This is a genomic window from Blattabacterium cuenoti, from assembly GCF_014251955.1.
Taxonomy (GTDB): Bacteria; Bacteroidota; Bacteroidia; order Flavobacteriales; family Blattabacteriaceae; genus Blattabacterium; species Blattabacterium cuenoti_L.
The window spans coordinates 196,857-221,429 of sequence record NZ_CP059203.1 but is presented as its reverse complement, the minus strand read 5'-3'; the positions used below and the strand labels follow the sequence as shown (position 1 = coordinate 221,429).

Annotated in this window: 22 protein-coding genes; 13 read left to right on the top strand and 9 right to left on the bottom strand. The window is 26.2% G+C overall.

Annotated elements, in window-relative coordinates:
- Positions 1–3: 3 nt before the first annotated feature.
- The 4 genes from hisH to hisIE are packed head-to-tail and all read left to right on the top strand — an operon-like array spanning position 4 to position 2,797.
- Positions 4–594: an imidazole glycerol phosphate synthase subunit HisH gene (gene hisH, locus H0H53_RS01005; RefSeq protein WP_185870773.1), complete on the top strand. Its 591-nt coding sequence runs from the start codon at positions 4–6 to the stop codon at positions 592–594.
- Positions 595–612: 18 nt separating this feature from the next.
- Positions 613–1,362: a 1-(5-phosphoribosyl)-5-[(5-phosphoribosylamino)methylideneamino]imidazole-4-carboxamide isomerase gene (hisA, locus tag H0H53_RS01000; RefSeq protein ID WP_185870674.1), complete on the top strand. Its 750-nt coding sequence runs from the start codon at positions 613–615 to the stop codon at positions 1,360–1,362.
- Positions 1,356–2,120 (top strand): imidazole glycerol phosphate synthase subunit HisF, encoded by a 765-nt coding sequence (gene hisF, locus H0H53_RS00995; RefSeq protein WP_185870673.1) that lies wholly within the window; start codon positions 1,356–1,358, stop codon positions 2,118–2,120. The genes hisA and hisF overlap by 7 nt, the downstream gene beginning before the upstream one ends.
- Positions 2,121–2,179: 59 nt before the next feature.
- Positions 2,180–2,797, top strand: a complete 618-nt coding sequence (gene hisIE, locus H0H53_RS00990) for a bifunctional phosphoribosyl-AMP cyclohydrolase/phosphoribosyl-ATP diphosphatase HisIE (protein ID WP_185870672.1) — start codon at positions 2,180–2,182, stop codon at positions 2,795–2,797.
- On the opposite strand, the gene H0H53_RS00985 is transcribed toward hisIE, so the two are convergent.
- Genes H0H53_RS00985 through rsmA form a run of 3 tightly spaced genes read right to left on the bottom strand, consistent with a single transcriptional unit; the run spans position 2,794 to position 5,112 of the window.
- Complete coding sequence (locus H0H53_RS00985; protein WP_185870772.1) at positions 2,794–3,426, bottom strand: 7-carboxy-7-deazaguanine synthase QueE; 633 nt, start codon at positions 3,424–3,426, stop codon at positions 2,794–2,796. The two genes, hisIE and H0H53_RS00985, sit on opposite strands and share 4 nt — an antisense overlap.
- Before the next feature lie 22 nt (positions 3,427–3,448).
- Positions 3,449–4,336, bottom strand: a complete 888-nt coding sequence (locus H0H53_RS00980; RefSeq protein WP_185870671.1) for a bifunctional 5,10-methylenetetrahydrofolate dehydrogenase/5,10-methenyltetrahydrofolate cyclohydrolase — start codon at positions 4,334–4,336, stop codon at positions 3,449–3,451.
- Positions 4,333–5,112: a 16S rRNA (adenine(1518)-N(6)/adenine(1519)-N(6))-dimethyltransferase RsmA gene (gene rsmA, locus H0H53_RS00975; protein ID WP_185870670.1), complete on the bottom strand. Its 780-nt coding sequence runs from the start codon at positions 5,110–5,112 to the stop codon at positions 4,333–4,335. Before rsmA ends, H0H53_RS00980 begins: the two co-directional genes overlap by 4 nt.
- Positions 5,113–5,190: 78 nt before the next feature.
- Here rsmA and serS point away from each other — a divergent pair, with 78 nt between their 5' ends.
- Together serS and metF are read left to right on the top strand one after the other, a co-directional pair.
- The gene (serS, locus tag H0H53_RS00970; RefSeq protein WP_185870669.1) at positions 5,191–6,462 is read left to right on the top strand and encodes a serine--tRNA ligase; all 1,272 of its coding nucleotides are present in this window, start codon (positions 5,191–5,193) and stop codon (positions 6,460–6,462) included.
- Positions 6,463–6,490: 28 nt separating this feature from the next.
- Entirely contained in the window at positions 6,491–7,450 is a 960-nt protein-coding gene (gene metF / locus H0H53_RS00965) for a methylenetetrahydrofolate reductase [NAD(P)H] (protein ID WP_185870668.1), read from the top strand.
- Positions 7,451–7,476: 26 nt separating this feature from the next.
- Here the strand turns inward: metF and H0H53_RS00960 are convergent, their stop codons facing one another.
- Together H0H53_RS00960 and H0H53_RS00955 are read right to left on the bottom strand one after the other, a co-directional pair.
- Entirely contained in the window at positions 7,477–8,457 is a 981-nt protein-coding gene (locus H0H53_RS00960; protein WP_185870667.1) for a pyruvate dehydrogenase complex E1 component subunit beta, read from the bottom strand.
- A 136-nt stretch (positions 8,458–8,593) separates the two neighbouring features.
- Positions 8,594–9,319 (bottom strand): hypothetical protein, encoded by a 726-nt coding sequence (locus H0H53_RS00955; protein WP_185870666.1) that lies wholly within the window; start codon positions 9,317–9,319, stop codon positions 8,594–8,596.
- A gap of 283 nt (positions 9,320–9,602) precedes the next feature.
- On the opposite strand from H0H53_RS00955, the gene H0H53_RS00950 reads away from it, so the two are divergent.
- Positions 9,603–10,265: a bifunctional nuclease family protein gene (locus tag H0H53_RS00950; protein ID WP_185870665.1), complete on the top strand. Its 663-nt coding sequence runs from the start codon at positions 9,603–9,605 to the stop codon at positions 10,263–10,265.
- On the opposite strand, the gene H0H53_RS00945 is transcribed toward H0H53_RS00950, so the two are convergent.
- Positions 10,248–10,784: a dihydrofolate reductase gene (locus tag H0H53_RS00945; RefSeq protein WP_185870664.1), complete on the bottom strand. Its 537-nt coding sequence runs from the start codon at positions 10,782–10,784 to the stop codon at positions 10,248–10,250. The genes H0H53_RS00950 and H0H53_RS00945 overlap by 18 nt on opposite strands.
- Before the next feature lie 38 nt (positions 10,785–10,822).
- Here H0H53_RS00945 and H0H53_RS00940 point away from each other — a divergent pair, with 38 nt between their 5' ends.
- Entirely contained in the window at positions 10,823–13,492 is a 2,670-nt protein-coding gene (locus H0H53_RS00940; protein WP_185870663.1) for a valine--tRNA ligase, read from the top strand.
- Between the two features lie 11 nt (positions 13,493–13,503).
- Here the strand turns inward: H0H53_RS00940 and H0H53_RS00935 are convergent, their stop codons facing one another.
- The 3 genes from H0H53_RS00935 to ndk all read right to left on the bottom strand — a co-directional run bounded on the left by H0H53_RS00935 (position 13,504) and on the right by ndk (position 15,502).
- Positions 13,504–14,262 carry a TPM domain-containing protein gene (locus tag H0H53_RS00935; RefSeq protein WP_185870662.1) on the bottom strand — a complete coding sequence of 253 codons (759 nt, stop codon included), beginning with the start codon at positions 14,260–14,262 and terminating at the stop codon, positions 13,504–13,506.
- Positions 14,263–14,391: 129 nt separating this feature from the next.
- Entirely contained in the window at positions 14,392–15,000 is a 609-nt protein-coding gene (locus H0H53_RS00930; RefSeq protein WP_185870661.1) for a LemA family protein, read from the bottom strand.
- Between the two features lie 52 nt (positions 15,001–15,052).
- On the bottom strand, positions 15,053–15,502 hold the full coding sequence (ndk, locus tag H0H53_RS00925; RefSeq protein WP_185870660.1) for a nucleoside-diphosphate kinase: 450 nt from the start codon (positions 15,500–15,502) through the stop codon (positions 15,053–15,055).
- Between the two features lie 116 nt (positions 15,503–15,618).
- Between ndk and H0H53_RS00920 the strand changes: the two genes are divergently transcribed.
- The 5 genes from H0H53_RS00920 (at position 15,619) to H0H53_RS00900 (ending at position 24,487) form a co-directional block, all read left to right on the top strand.
- A complete protein-coding gene (locus tag H0H53_RS00920) occupies positions 15,619–18,081 on the top strand; it encodes an alpha-ketoacid dehydrogenase subunit alpha/beta (protein WP_185870659.1) in 2,463 nt (820 codons plus the stop codon).
- A gap of 74 nt (positions 18,082–18,155) precedes the next feature.
- Positions 18,156–19,229 carry a branched-chain amino acid aminotransferase gene (locus H0H53_RS00915; RefSeq protein WP_185870658.1) on the top strand — a complete coding sequence of 358 codons (1,074 nt, stop codon included), beginning with the start codon at positions 18,156–18,158 and terminating at the stop codon, positions 19,227–19,229.
- A gap of 248 nt (positions 19,230–19,477) precedes the next feature.
- The gene (argS, locus tag H0H53_RS00910) at positions 19,478–21,265 is read left to right on the top strand and encodes an arginine--tRNA ligase (RefSeq protein ID WP_238784279.1); all 1,788 of its coding nucleotides are present in this window, start codon (positions 19,478–19,480) and stop codon (positions 21,263–21,265) included.
- 71 nt (positions 21,266–21,336) lie between these two features.
- Positions 21,337–22,680 (top strand): signal recognition particle protein, encoded by a 1,344-nt coding sequence (gene ffh / locus H0H53_RS00905; protein ID WP_185870657.1) that lies wholly within the window; start codon positions 21,337–21,339, stop codon positions 22,678–22,680.
- A gap of 166 nt (positions 22,681–22,846) precedes the next feature.
- Positions 22,847–24,487, top strand: a complete 1,641-nt coding sequence (locus H0H53_RS00900; RefSeq protein WP_185870656.1) for a glycerol-3-phosphate dehydrogenase/oxidase — start codon at positions 22,847–22,849, stop codon at positions 24,485–24,487.
- Positions 24,488–24,573: the final 86 nt, after the last annotated feature.

Genomic DNA, 24,573 nt, shown 5'->3' with positions numbered 1-24,573 from the left:
ATTATGAAAACAATTATTATAAAATATCCTGCTGGAAATGTCCAGTCTGTTCTTTTTTCTTTGGAAAGAATAGGAGTACAAGCGGTGGTGACAGATTCACAAGAATCTATTCAAAAAGCTGAAAAAGTTATCCTACCTGGTGTAGGAGAAGCTAATTTTGCTATGAAACACTTGAAAAAAAAAAAATTAGATATTCTTCTTTCTAAATTAGAACAACCAGTATTAGGAATTTGTTTAGGAATGCAATTGCTTTGTAAGCATTCAGAAGAAAGAAGTACTACATGTATAGGTATTTTTGATTTGTTAGTAAAAAAATTTCAATCAGAAAATAAAAATGACAAAATTCCTCAAATAGGATGGAATACAATTCACAATTTAAAAGGTCCTTTATTTGAAAAGATTCCAGATGGAAGTTATCAATATTTTGTACATAGTTATTATGCTCCTTTAGGAAAATACACTGTAGCTAAAACAGAGTATATAGTTTCTTATAGCGCTGCTTTACAAAAAAAAAACTTTTATGCAGTACAATTTCATCCGGAAAAATCTTCTTATGTAGGACATAAAATATTAGAAAATTTTATTCGTTTATAATAAAAAAAATTCAAACTAATGAATATTATTGCTGCTATAGATATTATAGATGGAAAATGTGTTCGTTTAATACAAGGAGATTATAATAAGAAAAAAATTTATAATAATGATCCATTAGATGTTGCATTTTTATTAGAAGATAATGGGATATCTAGATTGCATTTGGTAGATTTAGATGGAGCAAAAAAAGGGAAAGTGGTTCATTGGAAAGTATTAGAAAAAATAGCGACATATACACATCTAATTATTGATTTTGGTGGAGGGATTCATACAGATAATGATGTTCGTCTTGTTTTTGACAGTGGAGGATATATAGCTACTGTTGGAAGTATTGCTGTACAAAACCCTTTTCTTTTAAAAAAATGGATTCATATTTACGGAGAAAACAAAATATTACTTGGAGTGGATGTTAAGAAGAATAATAAAATAGCGATTAATGGATGGACAAAGGTTTCTGAAATTTCTTTTTGGGATTTTTTAAAAGAAAAAAGCAGTCATGGTATAAAAAAAATTTTTTGTACGGATATATCTAAAGACGGAGTTCTTTCTGGACCTTCTTTTTCTTTATATAAAAAAATTATTCAAAAATTTCCAAATATTGAATTTATTGCAAGTGGTGGAATTAGAAATATGGAAGATATAAATCAATTATCCGATTTAGGATGCTATGGAGCGATTATAGGAAAAGCTATATATGAAAATAAAATATCATTATCAGAACTTATGAATTGGAAAAAAAAGAATAATCAAAAAAATAAAAAATGTTAGCTAATAAACGGATTATTCCTTGTTTAGATATAAAAAATGGAAGAACTGTAAAAGGAGTGAATTTTAAACATCTTAAAGATGCTGGAAATCCAATTGAATTGGGAAGTTGGTATACAAAACAAGGAGCAGATGAATTAATATTTTTAGATATTACAGCTACAAATGAAAAACGTAAAACTTTATTATTGAGTTTAGTAAGAGAAATAGCTCGTCATATTAATATTCCTTTTACTGTAGGTGGAGGAATTAGAAAAGAAAAAGATGTTGAATTATTATTATCTGCAGGTGCAGATAAGATATCTATTAATACTGCAGCTTTTGAAAATCCAAAACTTTTAGAAAGTCTTTCTAGTAGATTTGGAAGTCAATGTATTGTTTTAGCTATTGATACAAAATACGAAAAAAATGAATGGTGGGTCTATTTAAATGGAGGAAGGGTTTTCACTAAAAGAAAAACTTTAGATTGGGCAAAAGAAGCTTATAATAGAGGAATAGGAGAGGTTTTACTAACTTCAATGAATCATGATGGAACAAAAAGTGGATTCGCTTTAGATATCACTAAAAAAATATCTGAAATACTTTCTATTCCTGTTATTGCTTCAGGAGGAGCTGGAAAATTAGAAGATTTTTATCAAGTTTTTAAAAATGGAAAAGCAGATGCAGCTTTAGCTGCTAGTATTTTTCATTATAAAGAAATAGAAATCCCTGAATTAAAAAATTATCTAATCAATAAGAACATTCCTATTCGATTAGAATAATCGAACTACTACTCCTTATTTACTACGAATGACTATTATATTATTTATTATATTATAAAATGGAAAAATATATTCAAGAAGAAAAAATTAATTTTAAAGATGGATTGATTCCTGTTATTGTTCAAGATTCAAAAACAGATAAAGTTTTAATGTTAGGTTATATGAATCAAGAAGCATATAGAAAAAGCATAAAAGAAAAAAAACTAACTTTTTATAGTAGATCTAAAAAAAGATTATGGACTAAAGGAGAAATCAGTAAGAACTATCTTTTGATTCAAAATATATTAATTGATTGTGATCAAGATGCATTATTAATTAAAGTCAATCCAACAGGTCCTGTTTGTCACAAAGGAACGGATACTTGTTGGAAAGAAATAAATAAAATCAATTTTTTATTTTATTTAGAAAATATAATTTCTAATAAAATTAATAAGGAAAACAAAAATTCTTATGTATTTAAACTTTTCAAAAAAGGGATTAATAGAATTTCTCAAAAGTTTGGAGAAGAAGCTGTAGAAGTTATTATTGAATCCAAAGATATGAATAAAAACTTGTTTTTAAATGAATCTGCAGATTTGTTATTTCATTATCTTATACTTTTATATAGTAAAAATTCTTCTATTCAAGAAGTTATAGAAATTTTAAAAAAAAGACATTTAAAAAAAGATAATGATTAAGGAATATTTAACATTTTATGAATTTGAAGAGAAATTTTCCATTTAGGATGATTTTTTATATAAGAAATTATTTTTGGAATGATTTTTATGTTTTGATTCCATTCAGGTTGTAATAATAATACACAATGCGAATTTTTTTTTACGTAACCTGCTTGTTCTTCCGCAAAAAAAAAATCATTTTCATCACAAATAATAATTTTTAACTCATTCATTTTTTTGTAATTTTCTTTTAAAGGAAGTTTCTTTTTTTTAGGGGATATAGTAATCCAATCAATAAAATCTTCATGAATAGGATAGGATCCTGAAGTTTCTACATGAATACGATATCCTTTTTTTTTAAGAATTCTAGTTAAAGGGGATAAATTCCACATCATAGGTTCCCCTCCAGTAATAACTATGGTTTTCACTTTACTATTTATATTATGAATAATTTGATTCACTGTTAAAAAATTATTTTTATTTATGTTCCAACTTGTTTTAGTATCACACCAATCACATCTTATATTACATCCTTCTAAACGAATAAAATAAGCAGCTATTCCAGAATGATGTCCTTCTCCTTGAAGAGAATAAAAGGATTCTTTGACAGGAAAAAAAGATGTTGTTGTTTGATTATTATTAGTAGTAATAGTCGTTATAGTTTTTTTTTTTTCATGAATTATTCAATCTATTTAATGCAGCTATTAAAGTATTTTTTATAAGCATAATCCGTGTCATGGGACCGACTCCACCTGGGACGGGTGTCAGATAAGAAGCTTTTCCATAAACACTATGAAAATCAACGTCTCCTTTTATTAAAAAAGATTTATTTTCATTATTTTGGATTCTGGTGATTCCTACATCTACAATTACAGCCCCTTTTTTAATCATTTTTCCTTTTAAAAAACCTGGAACTCCTACTGCTGTAATAATTATATCTGCTTGTTTTGTATAGTGTTCTATATTAGTAGTGTGACTATGAGTGAGAGTTACAGTGCTATTTCCAGGATTTTGTCTTCTGCTCATTAAAATACTGATTGGTCTTCCTACAATCCTGCTTCTTCCAACAACTACAGTATGTTTTCCAGATATTTTTATCTGATTTCTCTCTAAAAGAGTTAATATTCCTAATGCAGTAGCAGGAAAAAAAGCATTCATATTTAAAGACATTTTTCCAAAGTTTTCAGGATGAAATCCATCTACATCTTTTTTTGGATTAATAGATAAAATGATATTTTCCTCATTAATATGTTTTTGAAGAGGGAGCTGTACAATCAAACCATCTATTAATGAATTATTATTCATTTTTTGAATTTCTTTTAATATATCCTGTTCCGAACTGTATTCTGGTAAATGGACTAAAGAGTATTGTATTCCTATATTTTTACATTCTTGTATTTTACTATTAACATATGTCAAACTAGAACTATTGTTTCCTGATAAAATAATTCCAAGATGAGGAAGACGTTTTTTTTTCTTTCGTATATCTTGATCTATTTTTTTAGATATTTCTTTTCTTATTTCTCTTGACAATTGATTTCCATTTAATAGTTTAGTCATTTTCTAATTTCTATTTCATTGGTTAATTGAAGAAATTCTCTTACGGATAATTGTTCTGCTCTTTTGTTCAAAAATGGAAGATTATAAAAATCTGGTATTTTTTTTATAAAAAATTCTAGAGAATTTTTCAATATTTTTCTTCTTTGATTAAAGGCCATTTTTACACATTTGAATAAAAGATCTTTATTGCAAATCTCTATTTTTTTTTCTTTCCTTTTTAGGATAATAACTCCTGATTGTACATTGGGAACAGGAAAAAAAACATGTTTTTTAACAGTAAAAAGATATTTTACATCGTAAAATGTTTGTACAAGAACGGATAAAATTCCATAAGTTTTTTTCCCTTCATGAGAAATTATACGTTCTGCTACTTCTTTTTGAAACATTCCAATACATTCTGGAATATATTGATTATATTTCAATATATGAAACAATATCTGAGAAGAAATGCTATAAGGAAAATTTCCAATTAATGCGAAATTTTTAAGTTTAATTTCTTCAGGATTCCATTTTAAAAAATCTTTATGTATTATTTGATGATTGGAAATGGAAAAATTTTTTTTTAAAAAAAAGATTAATTCTTCATCAATTTCTATTAAAAAAACCCTAGAACATACATTTAGCAAATAATTAGTTAGGATTCCTAATCCTGGTCCTATTTCAACAACTGTATTATAGTTCTGAAAAGAAAGATTTTTGACAATTTTTTCAGCTATATTTTTATCTTTCAAAAAATGTTGATCTAATTTTTTTCTATTATAGAAACACCTTCGCATTTTACAAATATAAAAAATAATATAATATTTGTATTTTGTAAATATGATAATATGATTTGAATTCTTTATTATGCTGATATGCTTCGAACATCTTTTATAAGAAAAAATAGAAAAAAAGTTTTATTCGGATTAAGTAAACGAAAATTTCATAAAATTCATCTGATAGATGAAATATTAATTTTAGATCAAAAAAAAAAGAAAGTACAATATATTCTGAATAAAATATCAGAAAAAGAAAATCTGATCTCTAAAAAAATAAGTCATCTTATTCTTAAAAGAGGGAATTCTTTACAAATCAATTCTTTGAAAGAGGAATCTATTTTTTTTAAAAAGAAAAAAAAAGATTTAAATATAGAATTCAAAAATATTGTTCAAAATTTGGAAGAAAAACTAAATCAAATACCTAATATTCCTGACGAAAAAATCAAAGAGAAAAATACAGAAGATGCTGTTTGGAGTCCTAATAATAGGACAACAACAAAAACCATTGAAGAAGCTCTTCCTCATTGGGAGTTATCCAAAAAATTTCATTTATTTAGTTCAGATTTAGGAACAAAAATATGTAGATCTGGATTTTCCGTTTATCTTGGAAAAGTCGCTAAATTGCAAAGAAGTTTAATTCAATATTTTTTAGATCAAAATATACGTGCTTCGTATCTAGAGTATAGTTTACCTTATCTTATTAATGAAATGTCTGTATATGCTACTGGACAAATACCAGATAAAGAAGATCAAATGTATTTTATAGAAAAAGATAATCTTTATCTTCTTCCAACTGGAGAAGTTCCTCTTATGAATTGTTTTAGAGATAATCTTTTTACGTATAAAGATCTCCCTGTTAGAGCAACAACTTATACTTCTTGTTTTAGAAGAGAATCCGGATCTTATGGATCTAAAGTACGAGGTATAAATAGATTGCATCAATTTGAAAAAGTTGAAATTATTCAAATCACTACACCTGATACTTCTTACTATTATTTAGATGAAATGATTTCGCATATTAAAAAAATTTTAAGATCTTTAGAATTTCCGTTTAGACTTATTCGTTTAAGTGGAACAGATCTGGGGTTTTCTTCTGCAATGACTTATGATTTTGAAGTTTATTCTATAGGACAAAAAAAGTGGTTAGAAGTGAGTTCAGTTTCAAACTGTACTAATTTTCAATCAAATAGATTACATCTTCGATATAAAACTATGACAGGGGAAATCGATTTATGTCATACTTTAAATGGAAGCGCTCTAGCTTTACCGCGTATTATGGCCGCTTTATTAGAAAATAATCAAACAAAAAATCAAATTAACATTCCAAAAGTTTTAATTCCTTATACAGGATTTGATTATATCAAATAAATTAAAAATAACTAAAGTAGTTTTTGAGATGAAAGTAATTGATCATATAGCTAAAGCTAAAAAAAGTTTGTTTTCTTTTGAAATTTTACCTCCTTTAAGAGGACATGATATTAAAGATATTTTTTATACTTTGGATCCTTTAATGGAATTCAATCCTCCTTTCATTGATGTGACATATCATCGTGAAGAATTTATTTATGTAGAAAAAGAAAATGGACTTTTACAAAAAAGAACTATTTCAAAACGTCCAGGAACTGTAGGAATTTGTTCTGCAATTATGAATAAATACGGAATAGATGCGGTTCCACATCTTATTTGTGGTGGTTTTAATAGACAAATGACGGAAAACGCTTTAATAGATCTAAATTTTTTAGGAATAGATAATGTGCTGGTTCTTAGAGGAGACCCTCTAAAATCTGAAAAAAGTTTTTTTGCTAAAAAAGATGGACATCAATATGCAGTAGAACTGGTAAAACAAGTTAAAAATTTGAATAGAGGAAAGTATCTTGATAAAACTTTCGAACGAAAAAATACGACATTATTTGATTTTTGTATTGGAGTCGCTGGATATCCTGAAAAACATTTGGAAGCTCCAAATATTGAAAGTGATCTATTTTTTTTGAAAAAAAAAATAGAAGCAGGTGCTAATTATATTGTCACTCAAATGTTTTTCGATAATAAAAAATTTTTTTCTTTTGTTAAAAAATGTAGATCAGAAGGAATATCTGTTCCTATAATTCCTGGAATTAAACCTATTTCTTCTAAAAAACAGTTGAATAGTCTTCCTTCTCGTTTTTATTTAAATATTCCCAATGAGTTGGTAAAAGAAATTGAAAAAGCTCAAGATAAAAAAATAGTTTCTTCTATTGGAATAGAATGGGCTATACATCAATCTAAAGAGTTAAAAAATTCTGGAATAGAAGTGATTCATTATTATACAATGGATAAACCAGAAAATATTTATAAAATAGTTCAAGCTATTTATTAATTAATAATAAGACATAACCATAAAAATTATGTATAATAAAGAGTTTCTTTGATAGATTTTATTATTTTTTCTTCATTGGGAAACCAAGCTTGAATTAAATTGGGAGCGTAAGGAGCAGGAGTATCAAGAATCGTGATTCTATTAATGGGAGCATCTAAATAATCAAATGCTTTTTTTTGTATTACATACGTAACTTCAGATGCTATTGAAGAAAATGGCCATGATTCTTCTAAAATCACTAAACGATTAGTCTTTTTCACAGAAAAAAGGATAGATTCGTAATCTAATGGACGAATAGTTTGAATATCTATTACTTCTACACTGATATTTTCTTTATCTAGTTTTTTTGCTATATTTAAAGCCATTTTCATTATTTTCCCAAAAGAAACTAAACTTATATCAGTTCCTTCTTTTTTTATATCTGATTTTCCAATAGGAAGAATATATTCTTCTTCTGGAATCATCATTTTATCTCCATACATTTGTTCAGATTCCATAAAAATTACGGGATTATTATCTCTTATTGCAGATTTTAAAAGTCCTTTTGCGTCATATGGATTACATGGAATGACGACTTTTAATCCGGGACAACTTGCATACCAACTTTCAAAAGATTGAGAATGTGTCGCCCCTAATTGACCAGCAAAACCAGTTGGTCCTCTAAAAACAATAGGAATATTCCATTGTCCTCCACTCATATAACGTATTTTCGCCGCGTTATTAATAATCTGATCCATTGCTACCAAAGAAAAATTAAACGTCATAAATTCAATAATAGGTCTACATCCATTCATGGCAGAACCTACTCCTATTCCAGAGAATCCTAATTCTGATATAGGAGTGTCAATCACTCTTTTTGGTCCAAATTCATCTAGCATTCCTTTAGAGGCTTTATAAGCCCCATTATATTGAGCCACTTCTTCTCCCATGAGATATACAGAATTATCTCTTCTCATCTCTTCGCTCATCGCTTCAGCGATTACTTCCCGAAAGGTCATCTTTTTCATAAAAATTTATATTTTATAAACAAACATAAAAAACAATAAAATCAATAACGGAAAGGGAATGAAATTTTCCTTTCCGTATCGAAATTCAAACAATTATTTATTGTTTATCGTTTGTTTTTTTCTTTTTCTTCTGTTGTTATTGTTGTTGTGTGATGGTTGTTTTTTCTTCCGTAGTAGAAGAAGAAGGATTTTTATCTATATCAGTAGTATTTTTTGTTTTTTTTTGATTTTGCAATAATTTTTCTTGTATTTTTTTAAGATTTAATTGTTCGTTTTTTGTATTTGATATAGTATTGATAATTTGATTCAAAAAATTATTTTTTTCTCTAAGTTTTTTTAATCTTTCTTTTCCCAATTTTTTATGATTTTCAAATTCTTTCTTAGCTTCCAATTTTTCTTTTGAACCAACAGGAGAAGATCTCATCAGCATTTTATTTTTTTTTATCTTACTCAAGATTTTTTTTTGAACTTTTACCATATCATAATATTCATTATGATGATATTCGCTCTCTTTTTCTAATTTTTCTATTTTCTCTCCTGTTTCTTTTATTTTTTTAGATAAAACTTCAGGATCAATCTCTGAAATATCTTTAGTCGTTAGAATAGGATCTTTTTTTTCTTCCTGATTAGGATTGTAGTAATTAAAATTTTCTGTAATAGGATAATGAGGAGGAAGAGGAAAAGGATAAGAATTTGGAAATTGAGAATCTAGATTTTCCTTAGAAAGAATGTTGGAATTAGGAGTATCAGGAATAGTAGTAGTAGAAGTAGAAGAAGATATTTCTTCATCATTACAGGATAGAAGAAAAAATACGAACGTTAAAGAAAAAATTGTTGGAATTAGAAATTTATTAGTATTCATAATAATAATTAATTTTAAGTTACACTCGGAATAAAGTAAATAAATAAAAATAGAGGGATATTTATTTTCATTCTCATTTTCACTCACTTTACATTATAAATATATAAAAAAAAATATTCCATATAACGACAATTTTTTGAAAAAAAAATTTATATTTTTTTTCTATTTTCTTCTTTAGTATTATTTATTAATTCGTGAATTAAAATTAGAATAAAAAAACAAAAAATTACTTTCAAATTTAGTATCTTTACTTTAATCAATATTTTTTTATATATTTTTTTCTATGGAACAACTTATCAGATTAGTTATACGTGGAATCTCCTTAAGTCAAATACAATCTGGGATATATGTTTTATTACTGGAAGAAGAGGAGTCTGGAAAAATAAAACTTCCCATTATTATAGAAAGTTTACAAGCTCAATCCATTGCTTCTGCTTTGGGGAAAAGGGATCCTTCCAGATCTTTTACTCATGATTTATTTCTTACTTTTGCAAAAATATTTCATATTAAGTTAAAAGCAGTTGTAATTTATAAATTAGTAAATGGAATATTTTTTTCTTATATTTTATTTGAAGGAGAAGATAGAGATAATAATAAAGATAATGAAAAAAATAAAAAAGAACATAAAATTGATTCAAAAACATCAGATGCAGTAGCTTTAGCTGTTAGATTTCAAGCTCCTATTTATACTACAAAAGAAATCTTTGATAAAGCGGGTATCTATTTTGAAAATGGATTTCCTATTGATAAAGATAAAGAAGATAGTGAGAATTATGAAGGAGGTGTTGATGAAAATACTATTCCTATTTTCTTTCAAGAAAAAACTCAACAAGATTTAGAAAAAATGACTGAAAAAGATCTTAATGCTTTATTAAATCATGCAGTAGTGAATGAATGTTATGAACTTGCAGCACGTATTAAGAAAGAATTAGATAGAAGAGAATGAAGTATTTTTTCTTTCATATCTGATAAAACTATAGTCATACAAATGATGTTTGTCTTTTTCATAAGAAAATTCATATATTTTTTTCCACTTTTTTAAATCTATTTTTGGGAATCTTGCATCTCCATAAAATTTCTCATGAACAATAGTTAATTCTATAATATTTGCTTTTTTTATTGTCGAATTATAGATTTTCTCTCCTCCTATAACGAATATTTTTTTATAATAAGTTAAATAATGATATATTTCTTTTAAAGAAGAAAAGATTTTAACACTATTCCTGTTATTTTTTATTATATTATGATTGGATAAAAAATGGATGTTTTTTTTTGTTAAAATAATATTTTTTCTTTTTGGAAGAATTTTTCCAATGGATTCAAAAGTTTTTCGTCCCATAAGAACGACTTCTCCAAGAGTGAGTTTTTTAAAACGTTTTAAATCATTAGGTAAATGCCACATTAGTTTATTGTTTTTTCCTATAAATCCATTTTTAGAAACAGAGGCAATTAGAATAATTGTCATTATTAATATTTCAATTTTTTTTAAAAAAAAAGCAATTTATGGATATTTCTATTAAATATGATCCTAAGTCTGTAGAAGAAAAAATATACCATCATTGGATGAAGGGGAATCATTTTGCTTCTTATCCAGACAATAGGCCCCCGTATACAATTTTGATGCCTCCACCCAATATTACTGGAATACTTCATATAGGACATATTTTGAATAACACTATACAAGATATATTGGTTAGATATGCTAGAATGAAAGGGTACAATTCCTGTTGGATTCCTGGAACGGATCATGCTTCTATTGCTACAGAAGCAAAAGTTGTTAACTTATTAAAAAAAAAAGGTTTATCTAAAATTCTTATAGGAAGAGATAAATTTTTGTCTCATGTTTTAGAATGGTCTAAAAAACATCAAAATATTATTTTTAATCAATTAAGAAAATTAGGATGTTCTTGTGATTGGAATAGAACTCAATTTACTATGAATAAAAATTTATCTCAATCTATTACAAAAATTTTTATAGATTTATATGAAAAAGGATATATATATAGAGGTTATCATATAGTTAATTGGGATCCGGAAGCCAGAACTACTCTTTCTGATGAAGAAGTGATCTATAAAGAACAAATAGGAAAACTTTATTATATAAAATATCCAATAAAAGGAGAAAAAAATTATGTAACTGTTGCTACAACTCGTCCTGAAACAATATTTGGAGATACTGCTGTTTGTTTTCATCCAAATGATATCCGTTATTTTCATTTAAGAAAAAAAAAGGTTATAGTTCCAATAATAAACAGAGAAATTCCTATTATTCAAGATTTATCCGTAGATCCAAATTTTGGAACGGGATGTTTAAAAATAACTCCAGCCCATGATATCAATGATAAAAATATTGCGGATAAATACCACTTAGAGATTATAGATATTTTTAATGAAGATGCGACTCTCAATGAAAAAGGACTTCATTACAAAGGAATAGATCGTTTTGAAGTTAGAAATAAAATCATTAAAGAATTATGTCAGTTGAAAACTATAGTTAATATAGAAGAAAATTATAATCATAAAATAGGTTTTTCAGAAAGAACTCAATCTATAGTAGAACAAAAATTATCTCTTCAATGGTTTTTAAAAATGAAAAAAATATCTATTCCCGCTATACAAGCAGTCAAAAATGGGGAAATTAAATTTCATCCAAATAAATTTGAAAAGATTTATTTTCAATGGATGGATCAAATTCGTGACTGGAATATATCTAGACAATTATGGTGGGGACATCGTATTCCTGTTTATTATTATGGAAAACATAATGATGATTTTGTTGTAGCAGAAAATTTGGAAAAAGCATTAAAAAAAGCCAGAAATAAAAGCAAAAATCAAAAATTGAGATATGATCAAATTTGGATGGAAACAGATGTTTTAGATACTTGGTTTTCTTCTTGGATTTTGCCTATATCTGTATTTGACGGAATTCATCATCCTAATAATCATGAAATCTCTTATTATTATCCTACTGAGGATTTAATTACAGGTTCGGATATTTTATTTTTTTGGGTATCACGTATGATTATGGCAGGATTTTTTTTTCAAAAAAAAAGACCATTTAAAAATGTTTATTTTACTGGAATAGTGAGAGATTCTAAAAATAGAAAAATATCTAAATCATTAAACAATTCTCCCAATCCTATGAATTTGATTGAAAAATATGGAGCAGATGCTGTGCGTATGGGAATTATGTTTAGAACTAGTGCAGGAAAAGATTTTCATTTTGAAGAAAAAATATGTTTACAAGGAAGAAATTTTTCTAACAAAATATGGAATGCTTTTCGTTTAATTCAAAGTTGGAAAATAGGATCAAAAAATAAAAAAAATATTTCTGTATCATCTAAGATTGCTTTCACATGGTTTGAAAATCGTTTTTATTATGTTTTAGAAATTTTAGAAAAATATTTTCAAGAATATAAATTGGATGAATCGTTAATGATTTTATATAAATTTATTTGGAATGATTTTTGTTCTTATTTTCTTGAAATTATTAAACCTTCTGATAATAGAATATCCAAAATCGTGTATTTAAATACTGTTAAATGTTTTGAAAATGTGTTAAAATTATTGCATCCTTATATGCCTTTTATTTCAGAAAAAATTTGGAATCTTCTTAAAAAAAGAACTTTAAAAGAAGCATTAATTATTTCTCCTTGGCCTGAAAAAAAATCCTATAATCATGATATATTAGTTTCTTTTGAAAAAGCTACACAAATTGTGTCTCAAATCCGTCATATCAGAAATATAAGAAAGATTCCTTATAAAAAAAAACTTGTGTTATTCTCAATAAGAAACAGCAAAAATAAAAAAAAATGTGATTCAATCATTTTAAAGTTAGCAAACTTATCTAAAATTATTCCTGTTTTAAAAAAACCTGAAAAAATACAATTTTTTTCCTTCCTTTTAGGGGAAGAAAGATATTTTTTAGAATTAGAAAATAAGGATAATTTTAATGATCAATCTAATCAAATAGATTTGATTCAAATTGAAAAGAAAATTCAATATTTTTCCAATTTATTATCAATGATACGTAAAAATTTATCTAATGAAAAATATGTAACATCTGTTCCAAAACAAATTCTTTTAAAAGAAAAAAAGAAAGAAAATGATACATTAAAAAAAATAGCTATTCTTAAAGAACATTTTAAGTTTAAGAATAAATCAAATCAATAGAAAATAAAATTTTACCAGTTATCACTAGATCCACCACCTCCAAATGATCCTCCTCCACCAAATCCATCAAAATTATCTTCATTTTCATCATGATCATGTTGGTGGAATTGATTTCTGAATAAAAAATCAGTTAAAAAAAATGTATTCATGAATAATGAAGAAAATTCTATCTCATTTTTTTGAGAAAGGAAAAATGTAATAAAAAAAAGACTTATAGGAATAAAAAAAATCCATAAATAATTATTATTTTGTTTTTTTTTGTTGTTTTTATATTTTTTTTTCAATTTTTGAAAAATTTCTTTAGTACTAAAATCTATAGCTTTATAATAAAGATTGTTTTTTAACATAGGTTTTATTTTTTGTATAATATGTCTAGTAGACAAATCAGTCAAATAGGGTTCTATTCCATATCCATTCTGGATAGATATTTTTTTATCTTTGATGGATAATAATATAATAATTCCATTGTTATTATATTTTTTTCCAATACGCCATTGTTCTCCCCATTTAGAAGCCAAAATATTTGGATCTTCCCCATGAATATCTTGAACTATAGAAACTAAAATTTCTGTAGATGTCATTTTAGAATATGAAATAAGTTTTTTGTTTAAGGTCACTATATGTCTTCTAGACAATACACCTGCATAATCTTGAATAGGATATATTCTTTTTTGGGGAGGATCAGGGATGTAAAATTTCCCTTGCACTAAATTAGTTGTAATAAATAAAAAGAATAAAAAATTGAAAGTTTTTATTATGTAGTTTTTCATCACGAACTTTTTTTTCAAACAAAATAGAAAAATCATACTTTTTATAAAAATATACCCCTAATATAACCAATTATTATGAGTAAATTTATTATTATTTATGATTTATCTGTTTTTAAATTGATTGATTTTCTAATTATGATCATGAAAATCTATAATAGGAGCTTTTTTTGATAAAATTTGAGATTGAAAATATCCTTTTTCTTTAAATTGAGAAAAAGAATTTGCAATTATAAATTTAGGAAATTGATTTCTATAAGTGTTAAAATTATTTACTTTTTCATTGAAACGATTTCTTTCTACACTAATACGATTTTCTGTTCCTTCTAATTGATTTTGTAATTCGTAAAAATTTTGTGTAGATTTAATATCCGGATAGTTTTCCACAATTAATAATAATCTACTAACAGAATTGTTTAATCCTTCTTGTGCATTTTGAAATTTTCTTATTTTATCTTGACTCAAATCATTTGAATTTATATTAATGGAAGTTGCTTTTGCTCTTGCTTCTATTATTTGATTTAATGTCTTCTTTTCAAAAGAAGCAGATCCTTTTACTGTATTAACTAAATTTGGAATTAAATCTACTCTACGTTGATAAACAGTTTCTACTTGTCCCCATTGTGTTTTTATATTTTCATTCAGTTTAACCAATTGATTGTATATTCCAGTTATCCATATTCCTATTCCAAATAAAAATATGAAAATAGTAGAAATTGTAATTAAAAAAACTTTTTTCATTTTTTCAAATTTTACAACAAATTACAAAATTTGCAAATTTTGAATCATAATCCTAATAAAAATATTCTGTCAAAAAAATTTCTCTATTAGAAAAATAAAACTGACATTCTTTAAAAGCATTTTGATTACTATCTGATCCATGAATAGCATTTTCTTCTAAAGAACTTGCATATTTTTTTCGAATGGTTCCTTCTGCTGCGTAAATTGGATTTGTATCTCCTATTAAAGTTCTAAAATCCTTCACGGCATTTTCTTTTTCTAAGAGAATTGATACAATAGGACCAGAAGATATAAATTTGACCAAAGATTCAAAAAATGAACTTTTTTTATGTTCTGAATAAAATTTTTTAGCAGATTTTTTTGAAAGTTCCATCATTTTAATCGCTCTAATATGAAATCCAGCATTTGTAATTTGAAATAAGATATTTCCTATATATCCTTTTTTAACGGCGTCAGGTTTTATAATGGCACATGTAATTTTTCCAGTTAAATGAGAAATCATAAATATATTTTTTCAATTAATTAACAACAACTAAATTATTTGTTATTTATGTCATTTCCTTACATTGTAAGGAAAATTCCTGTATTTTACAAAAAAAAATTTTTGTATTCCTGATCATGAATAAAGAGAATCATACTACTAACAGTAGTAAGAATATTAATTCTAATTATGAAATTTCATCTTTTGATTCGTTTCAAGAGATGATTTTAAATGATTATAAATTAGCACGTATTAGTCGTGAAACAAGTCTTTTAGGGCGTAAAGAGGTCTTAAATGGCAGAGCAAAATTTGGAATATTTGGAGATGGAAAAGAAATCCCTCAATTAGCTATGGCAAAAGTTTTTAAAAATGGAGATTTCCGATCTGGTTATTATAGAGATCAAACTTTTATGATGGCTATTGGAGTTTTGAATGTAAGAAGTTTTTTTTCTCAGTTATATGCACATTCTGATTTAGAAGCGGAACCTGTCTCATCTGGAAGAATGATGACGGCACATTTTGGTACACGTTTATTGAATTATAATGGAAGTTGGAAAAATCTTGTAGAACAAAAGAATTCTATTGCGGATATTTCTTCTACAGCGGCTCAAATGCCAAGATTATTAGGTCTTGCTCAAGCTTCTAAAATTTATAAAGAATTAAAAAGTTTAAGAAAAACACATAAAATATTTTCTAACAATGGAAATGAAGTAGCATTTGGAACTATTGGAAATGCAAGTATTTCTGAAGGTTTATTTTGGGAAACTGTGAATGCTGCATCAGTTTTGCAAATTCCTATTATTCTTTCTATTTGGGATGATGAATATGGAATTTCAGTTCCTAATAAGTACCAATTTTCAAAAAAAAATCTCAGTGATCTTTTTTCTGGATTTCAGAGAACAACAAAAGAAAATGGGATAGAAATTATACGTGTAAATGGGGGGAATTATATAGATCTGACAAAAACATATGTTCAAGCAGAAAAAATAGCTCGTTATGAACATATTCCAGTAATTATTCATGTTACTGATTTAACTCAACCTCAAGGACACTCTACATCTTCATCTCATGAAAGATATAAATCAAAAGAACGTTTAGAATGGGAAATGAAAAACGATGGAATCAAAAAATTTAGAGATTGGATTTTGAATTTTCGGTTTAAAACAAATAAAGGGGAATTTCGTCATATTGCTAATGTTTATTCTTTAAATAAAATAGATATAGAAGCCAAAGAATATGTTAAAAAAGAACAAAAAATAGCTTGGGAAGCTTTTCAAAAACCTATTAAAAAAATAAAAAATGAAGCTGTTTTTTTTCTACAAAAATTGCAAGATACATTTCCTAATAAAAAATGGATTCAAAAATTTATAAAAAAATTACATGCTTATAAATACTTATATACAAAAAAATCCATTTTTTGTGTTGTACGAAAATCTTTATATTTTCTTTCTAAAGAAAAATCTTATCAAAAAGATTTTTTAAAAAAATGGGTAAAAAAAAAATACAATCAAGAACAAGAGAACTATTCTTCACATTTGTATAGTTTATCTGAAAAAGCATCTGTAAAAATAACGGAAGTTCTTCCGATATATAATAAAAATACTATTTTTGAAGTAGACGGTAGAATTGTTTTAAAAGATAATTTTGACAAATTATTAGAATTATATCCTGATCTTTTAATTTTTGGAGAAGATGTTGGGAAAATAGGAGATGTCAATCAAGGATTGGAAGGACTTCAAAAAAAATATGGAAAAACACGTATTTTTGATACTGGAATACGAGAATCAACTATCCTTGGACAAGGAATAGGTCTTGCAATACGTGGACTTCGTCCTATAGTTGAAATTCAATATTTAGATTATCTATTGTATGCTTTGCAAATTATGAGTGATGATCTTGCTTGTTTGCAATATAGAACCAGAGGAGGTCAAAAGGCTCCTGTTATTATTAGAACGAGAGGTCATCGTTTAGAAGGTATATGGCATTCTGGATCTCCTATGGGTGGGATTATTAATTATTTAAGAGGAATTTTAGTTCTTGTTCCTAGGAATATGGTAAAAGCGGCTGGATTTTATAATACTTTGTTAGCTGGAGATGATCCAGCTTTAGTGATAGAATGCCTCAATGGTTATAGAATAAAGGAAAAATTACCAGAAAATTTGGGTTATTTTAGAACTCCAATAGGAGTAGTAGAAATAACAAGAATAGGAAAAGATATTACTATTGTGACTTATGGTTCTACATGGAGAATTGTGAATGAAGCCGCAGAAGAATTGTCTAAAATTCATAACATATATCCTGAAGTTATTGATATTCAATCTTTATTACCTTTTGATATCCAAAAGGATGTTGGAAAAAGTTTAAAAAAAACAAATCGATTATTAATTATCGACGAAGATGTGCCTGGAGGTGCATCTGCTTATCTTCTACAAAAAATATTGGAAGAACAAAATGGATATTATTATTTAGATAATCCTCCTATTACAATTACAGCTAAAGAACATCGTCCTCCTTATGGATCTGATGGAGATTATTTTTCAAAACCTTCTGTTGAAAATGTAGTGGAAAAAGTATTGCAAATGATGCATGATAATAAATAGATAGTCGTAGATAAAAAAAATAATTATTATTATCTTTGTATCAAACAAAAATTGAGTTTTTTTATTGTTGTTGTATGAAAATAGAAAAAACTTTGCATTCAAGAATAGATAAAATAAATTTTAATCATATTTCTTCTTTCGGAAATCATTTTTCGGATCATATGTTTTGTTCCGAGTTTAGAAATGGAGAATGGAAGAATTCCATGATTAAACCATTTGGAAATATATGGATTTCTCCTATTTCTCTTGTTTTTCATTACGGACAAGCTGTTTTTGAAGGAATGAAAGCTTATAAAGATAAAAATGAAGAAGTTTTTTTATTTCGTCCAAAAGAAAATTTTAAAAGAATAAATAAATCTGCTATTCGTTTGGAAATGCCTACTATTCCAGAATCTATTTTTATGAATGGATTAAAAAAATTAATAGATATAGATAGAGATTGGATTCCTAAAAATTATGGACAATCTTTATATATTCGTCCTTTTTTAATTGCAATAGATGATGGGGTTTTATCCGCTAAACCATCTAATGATTATTTGTTTATGATTATCTCTACACCTGCAGATTCTTATTATTATAAAGATTCTTTAAAAATAAAAATAGAAGAAAAATATAGTCGTTCTGCATCAGGAGGAGTAGGTTTTACTAAAGCTTCTGGAAATTATGCATCTTCTTTTTATCCCACGAAATTAGCAAAAGAAGAAGGGTTTGATCAGGTTTTATGGACTGATTCTTCCACTCATACATTAATAGAAGAGTCTGGAACGATGAATGTTTTTTTTTGGTTAAAAAATAAACTTATTACTCCACAAGCTAACGAGAATATATTAAGTGGAATCACTTGTAATAGTATTCTTTCTTTAGCTAAAAAAGAAGGAATAGATGTACAAGAAAGAGATTTAAGAGTTTCAGAAATTATAGATGGATTAAAAAATGGAGTCTTAAAAGAAGCTTTTGGATGTGGGACAGCAGTAGTTGTTAATTATTTTAAAACAATTAGTTATCAAGGAACAGATTTTTCTCTACCGGATCTTCCAGAGAAAAAAAGAATTTCTCTTCGATTAAAAAAAAATTTATTAGACATACAACATAATTTATCGGAAGATCCTTTTGGATGGAGATTTAGATTAAAAAAATTTTCTACTTAACCTATATTAAATTAACTACTACTGACTTACTTTACTTGACTTAAGGAGATATTTTATAGGGGATAATAGATATTATAAAATTAAATAGAGTATCTAATAGTTTTTTTTATCCTTAAAGTTAAGGAGTCTCTCTTCTCTCTAGACTACTTTATTTTCAGAAAAATTCTACTAGAATTCTTCTGCAGAAAAGAATATAATTAATTAAATTAAAATGTTATTCTTAGATTTAAGAATTTAGTTTTATATGGATGAGTATAATGAGTAATAATAATACTACTAATGATTTTAAATCTATAGAGGAAGTGACAAAACAATCCATATCTATTTTATATGGATTAAATCCTTGTCCGAAATTAGACTTTCAATATACCAAAAAAGAATATCTAGGAGATATTACTTTAATTTTATTTCCTTTATCTAAAAAATTAAAAGAACCTGTAGAAAAAATTGGAAAACATATTGGGAATTATGTCCATAATCAATTAATGGGATTGATCTCCTTTTCTATTATTGGAGGTTTTTTAAATTTTATTTTTGAGGATAATTATTATCTTCATCTTTTAAAAAAAATGTTAAGTAACAATTACTTATATGATTTAAAATTCAAATTTTCATCCAAAAATATAATGGTTGAATACTCTTCTCCTAATGCCAATAAACCTCTTCACTTAGGTCATATTAGAAATAGTCTTATTGGTTCCTCTATATCAGAAATATTAAAAATGGTTGGACATAAAATAATAAAAATTCAGATAATTAATGACAGAGGAATACATATATGCAAATCGATGATAGCTTGGAAAGAGTTTGGGAAAGGAGAAACTCCAGATAGTATAGGAATGAAAGGAGACCATTTTGTAGGAAAATATTATTGTTTATTTGATAAAGTTTATCGTGAAGAAATCAGAAATAATTCCAAAGATCAACAGAATAAGAATCAGGTTTCAATTCTACAAAAGTCTAGAAATTTATTAAAAAAATGGGAATCTGGAGATCAAAAAACTATAGTTCTTTGGAAAAAGATGAATAAATGGGTTTATAAGGGGTTTAAAGAAACTTATGAAAAACTAGGAATAACTTTTGATAAAGTAGAATATGAAAGTAATGTTTATGAGGTTGGAAAAAATATTCTAAAAGAAGGTCTGAAAAAAAGAATTTTTTTCCAAAAAAAAGATGGATCAATTTGGATAGATTTGATAAAAGAAGGTTTTGATCAAAAACTTCTTTTACGATCGGATCAAACTTCTGTATATATAACTCAAGATATAGGAACTGCTGTAGAACGGTTTAGAAAATATAAGATAGATAAGTTAATTTATATTGTAGGAAAAGAACAAGATTATCATTTTCAAGTCCTTTTTAGGATATTATCCCGTTTGGGATATGTATGGGCCAATAAATTATCTCATCTTTCTTACGGAATGGTTGATTTACCAAGTGGTAAAATGAAATCTAGAGAAGGAAACATTATAGATGCGGATAGTCTAATATTAGAAATGTATTCCATTGCTAAAAAAAATTTATTAAAAGATTTTTCAAAAGAAGAACAAGAAGAATATTCTAAAATAATAGGAATAGGAGCTATAAAATATCATTTTCTTAAAGTCGATCCAAAAAAAAGAATTCTTTTTTATCCTGAAAAATCTATAGATTTTAAAGGAAATACAGGCCCATATATTCAATATACTTATTCTAGAATTCGTTCTTTAGAACGAAAATTTTTTGATTTATGTTCATTAACTCATGAATATTGGGATAATGCTAAATTTGATACATATGAAAGAAATATGATTAAAATTCTTCAAAAGTATCCATTCATATTAAAAAAATCAGCAGAAAAGTTGAATCCTTCTTTGATTGCTAATTATATTTATGAAGTTTCTCAGATATTTAATCATCTTTATCAAAATAAAAAAATAATAAATCCTCTAGATATTATTCAGAGTAATATTAGAATGAATATTGTTCATATTACAGGAAATATTTTAAAATCTGGAATGAGGTTATTAGGCATAAAAATGCTGGATCGTATGTAATAATAAAAAAAAAATAAAAGAAAAAGAATAAAATAAAAAACAATTATTAATTCAACAATCAACAATTAATTATGTTTGAACAATTACAAAAAAAACTGGATAAAGCTCTTCATCTTTTGAAGGGAAATAATAGAATTACTGAAATCAATGTTGCAAACACACTAAAAGAAATCCGTATAGCTCTTATAGATGCAGATGTGAATTATAAAATTGCCAGAACGTTTATTCAAAAAGTCAAAGAAAAATCTCTAGGTAAAAAAGTTCTTACTTCTTTAAATCCAAAACAATTAATCATTAAAATAGTCTACGATGAACTTGTTTCTCTTATGGGGGGAACAAGTGTAGAAATAAATATCTCCAAAAAAAAACCTTCCATTATTTTAATCTGTGGATTACAAGGAAGTGGAAAAACTTCTTTTTCTTCCAAGTTAGCTTTTTTTTTGAAAAAAAAAAATCAATCAAAATCCCCCTTATTAGTAGCTGCAGATGTTTATCGTCCTGCAGCTATAGATCAATTGAAAATTATTGCAGATCAAATGAATCTTTCTCTTTTCTTTAAAAAAGAAAGTAAAAATGTAATAGAAATTGTTCAAAAATCTATTTCTTATGCTAAGAAAAAAGAACACGATGTGATTATCATTGATACTGCTGGAAGATTGGCTATTGATAAAACAATGATGGATGAAATTCAAAAAATTTATCAATCATGTCAACCAAATGAAACTTTGTTTGTTGTAGATGGAATGACGGGACAAGATGCTATCAATACTGTTCAAATTTTTTCTAAAATTTTGAATTTTGATGGAATAGTTCTGACCAAATTAGATGGAGATAGCAGAGGTGGTGCCGCTATTACTATGTCTAGTATTGTTGAAAAACCTATTAAATTTATTAGCAATGGAGAAAAGATAGAAGATCTAGAAATTTTTTATCCAGATAGAATAGCTAATAGAATTTTAGGAATGGGAGATATAGTCTCTTTTGTAGAAAAAGTTCAAGAACAATTTGATGAGGAAAAAACTCAAAAAATTTTTCATAAAATTTCAAAAAATCGTTTTAATTTTAATGATTTATTAGAACAAATTCAACAAATAAAAAAAATAGGAAACATAGGGAATATTGTCTCCATGATTCCTGGAATAGAAAATTTTTTTGATAAAAATAAAAAAAATTCTTTCAAAAAAATAGAATCCATTATTCTATCTATGACTCCTAATGAAAGAAATAATCCAAAAAAACTTGACAATGTAAGAAGAAAAAAAAGAATTTCAAAAGGATCTGGAATTTCATTAAAAGAAATTGATCTTTTTTTAAAACAATTTTCTAGCATAAGTAGAATGATGAAAACTATTAATTCTAATTCTCATTATGGACAACAAATAATAAAAAATTTATTATCAAAAATAAAAAAATAAATCAATGATAAAATTAAATTATTTGTAATAGAAATTGTCTTTTATTGAAAATATTTTTAATTTTGTCCAATTTAATATTGATAATTTTTGTATCCTAAAATTGTAGGATAAAAAGAATATGAACATTATTCCGTGTTTGTAATAATTATTATATGATGAATCAACCATGATGAAAAGTTTTTTGTTAAATAGAGATAGATTTTTGAACATTTTAGAGGATATAAAAATTTGGGATGTTATCATTATTGGAGGAGGAGCTACAGGATTAGGAATTGCTTTGGATTCAGCTTCTAGGGGATATAAAACTCTTCTTTTAGAACAATCGGATTTTTCTAAGGGAACTTCGAGTAGAAGTACTAAATTGGTTCACGGAGGAATACGGTATTTAGCTCAAGGAAATATAAAATTAGTTTATGAAGCATTACAAGAAAGAGGCCTTTTGTTGAAAAATGCTCCTCATTTAGTTAAAAAACAACGATTTGTTATTCCAATTTTTAGTTGGAAAATGGGGTTTTTGTATTGGAGTGGTTTAAAACTTTACGAATGGTTGTCTGGGGCATTAAGTTTTGGAAAATCAAAATTTTTATCCAGAAATGAAATATTAAAAATTTTTCCTGAAATTAAACCTGATAAAAAATTAAAAGGAGGAATTTTATATTATGACGGTCAATTTGATGATGCTCGTTTAGCTATTAATTTAGCCCAAACTTGTGTTCAAAAAGGAGGAGTTTTGTTAAATTATTTTCAAGTAAAAAATCTTATCAAAAAAGTTGGAAATAAAATATCTGGAGTTATAGCTTATGATATTGAAACAAAAAAAAAATATTCTATTTATTCAAAAACAGTTATTAATGCTACTGGAGTATTTTCTGATTCCATTTCCAAAATGGATGAATGCACATGTCCTATTTTGATTAAACCGAGTCAAGGGACACATATTGTATTAAGAAAATATTTTTTTAGTAGTTCTAATGCGATAGTTATCCCAAAAACTTCGGATGGAAGGATTTTGTTTAGTGTCCCATGGTATGATCACGTTTTAGTAGGAACCACAGATACTTTTTTAGATAAGTGTCTTCTTGAACCTAAACCTTTAGAGAAAGAAATAGATTTTATTTTACAAACTTTTAAAAAATATTTTGTTCATTCTCCTAAAAAATCGGATATATTAAGTGCTTTTTCAGGATTGCGGCCTCTTGTTGTTTCTCATCATTTATCTTCTCCTATTCCTCATACTCATCCTCCTACTTCGGCTCCTAAAGATATTTCTCGATCTCATAAACTTATGATAAGTCCTTCTGGACTAGTTACAATTATAGGTGGAAAATGGACGACATATAGAAAAATGGCAGAGGAAACTGTTAATAAAGCTATTGAAATAGGAAATTTAAATAAAGTCCCTTCTTCAACAAGAAATTTAAAAATTTATGGATCCGTTTCTTATGAATGCAAAAATTCCAATTCTTATTGGAATAAATATGGAGAAGATGAATATCATATAAAAAAACTAATAAAAGATAATCCTTTACTAGGAGATTCATTAATTTCACAAAACACTTCTTCTTATTATTGTACTAAAGCAGAAGTTATATGGATGGTACGTCATGAAATGGCTAGAACAATTGAAGACGTTTTAGCAAGAAGATTTCGTTTATTATTCTTAAATGCTAAAATAGCAATAGATATAGCCCCAAGAGTAGCAGCATTAATGGCTCAAGAACTTTCTCGAAATGAAGAATGGAAAAAATCACAGGTATCTTCTTTCAAAAAGTTAGCTATGCAATATTATTATCCAATAGTAGAATAGTTAGTAAGTAGAGTCGAGTAGAAGAAAGAAGTATAAGAATAAGAAGTAGAAGAAGATTAGAGAAAAGTTGGAACACCATTATCATA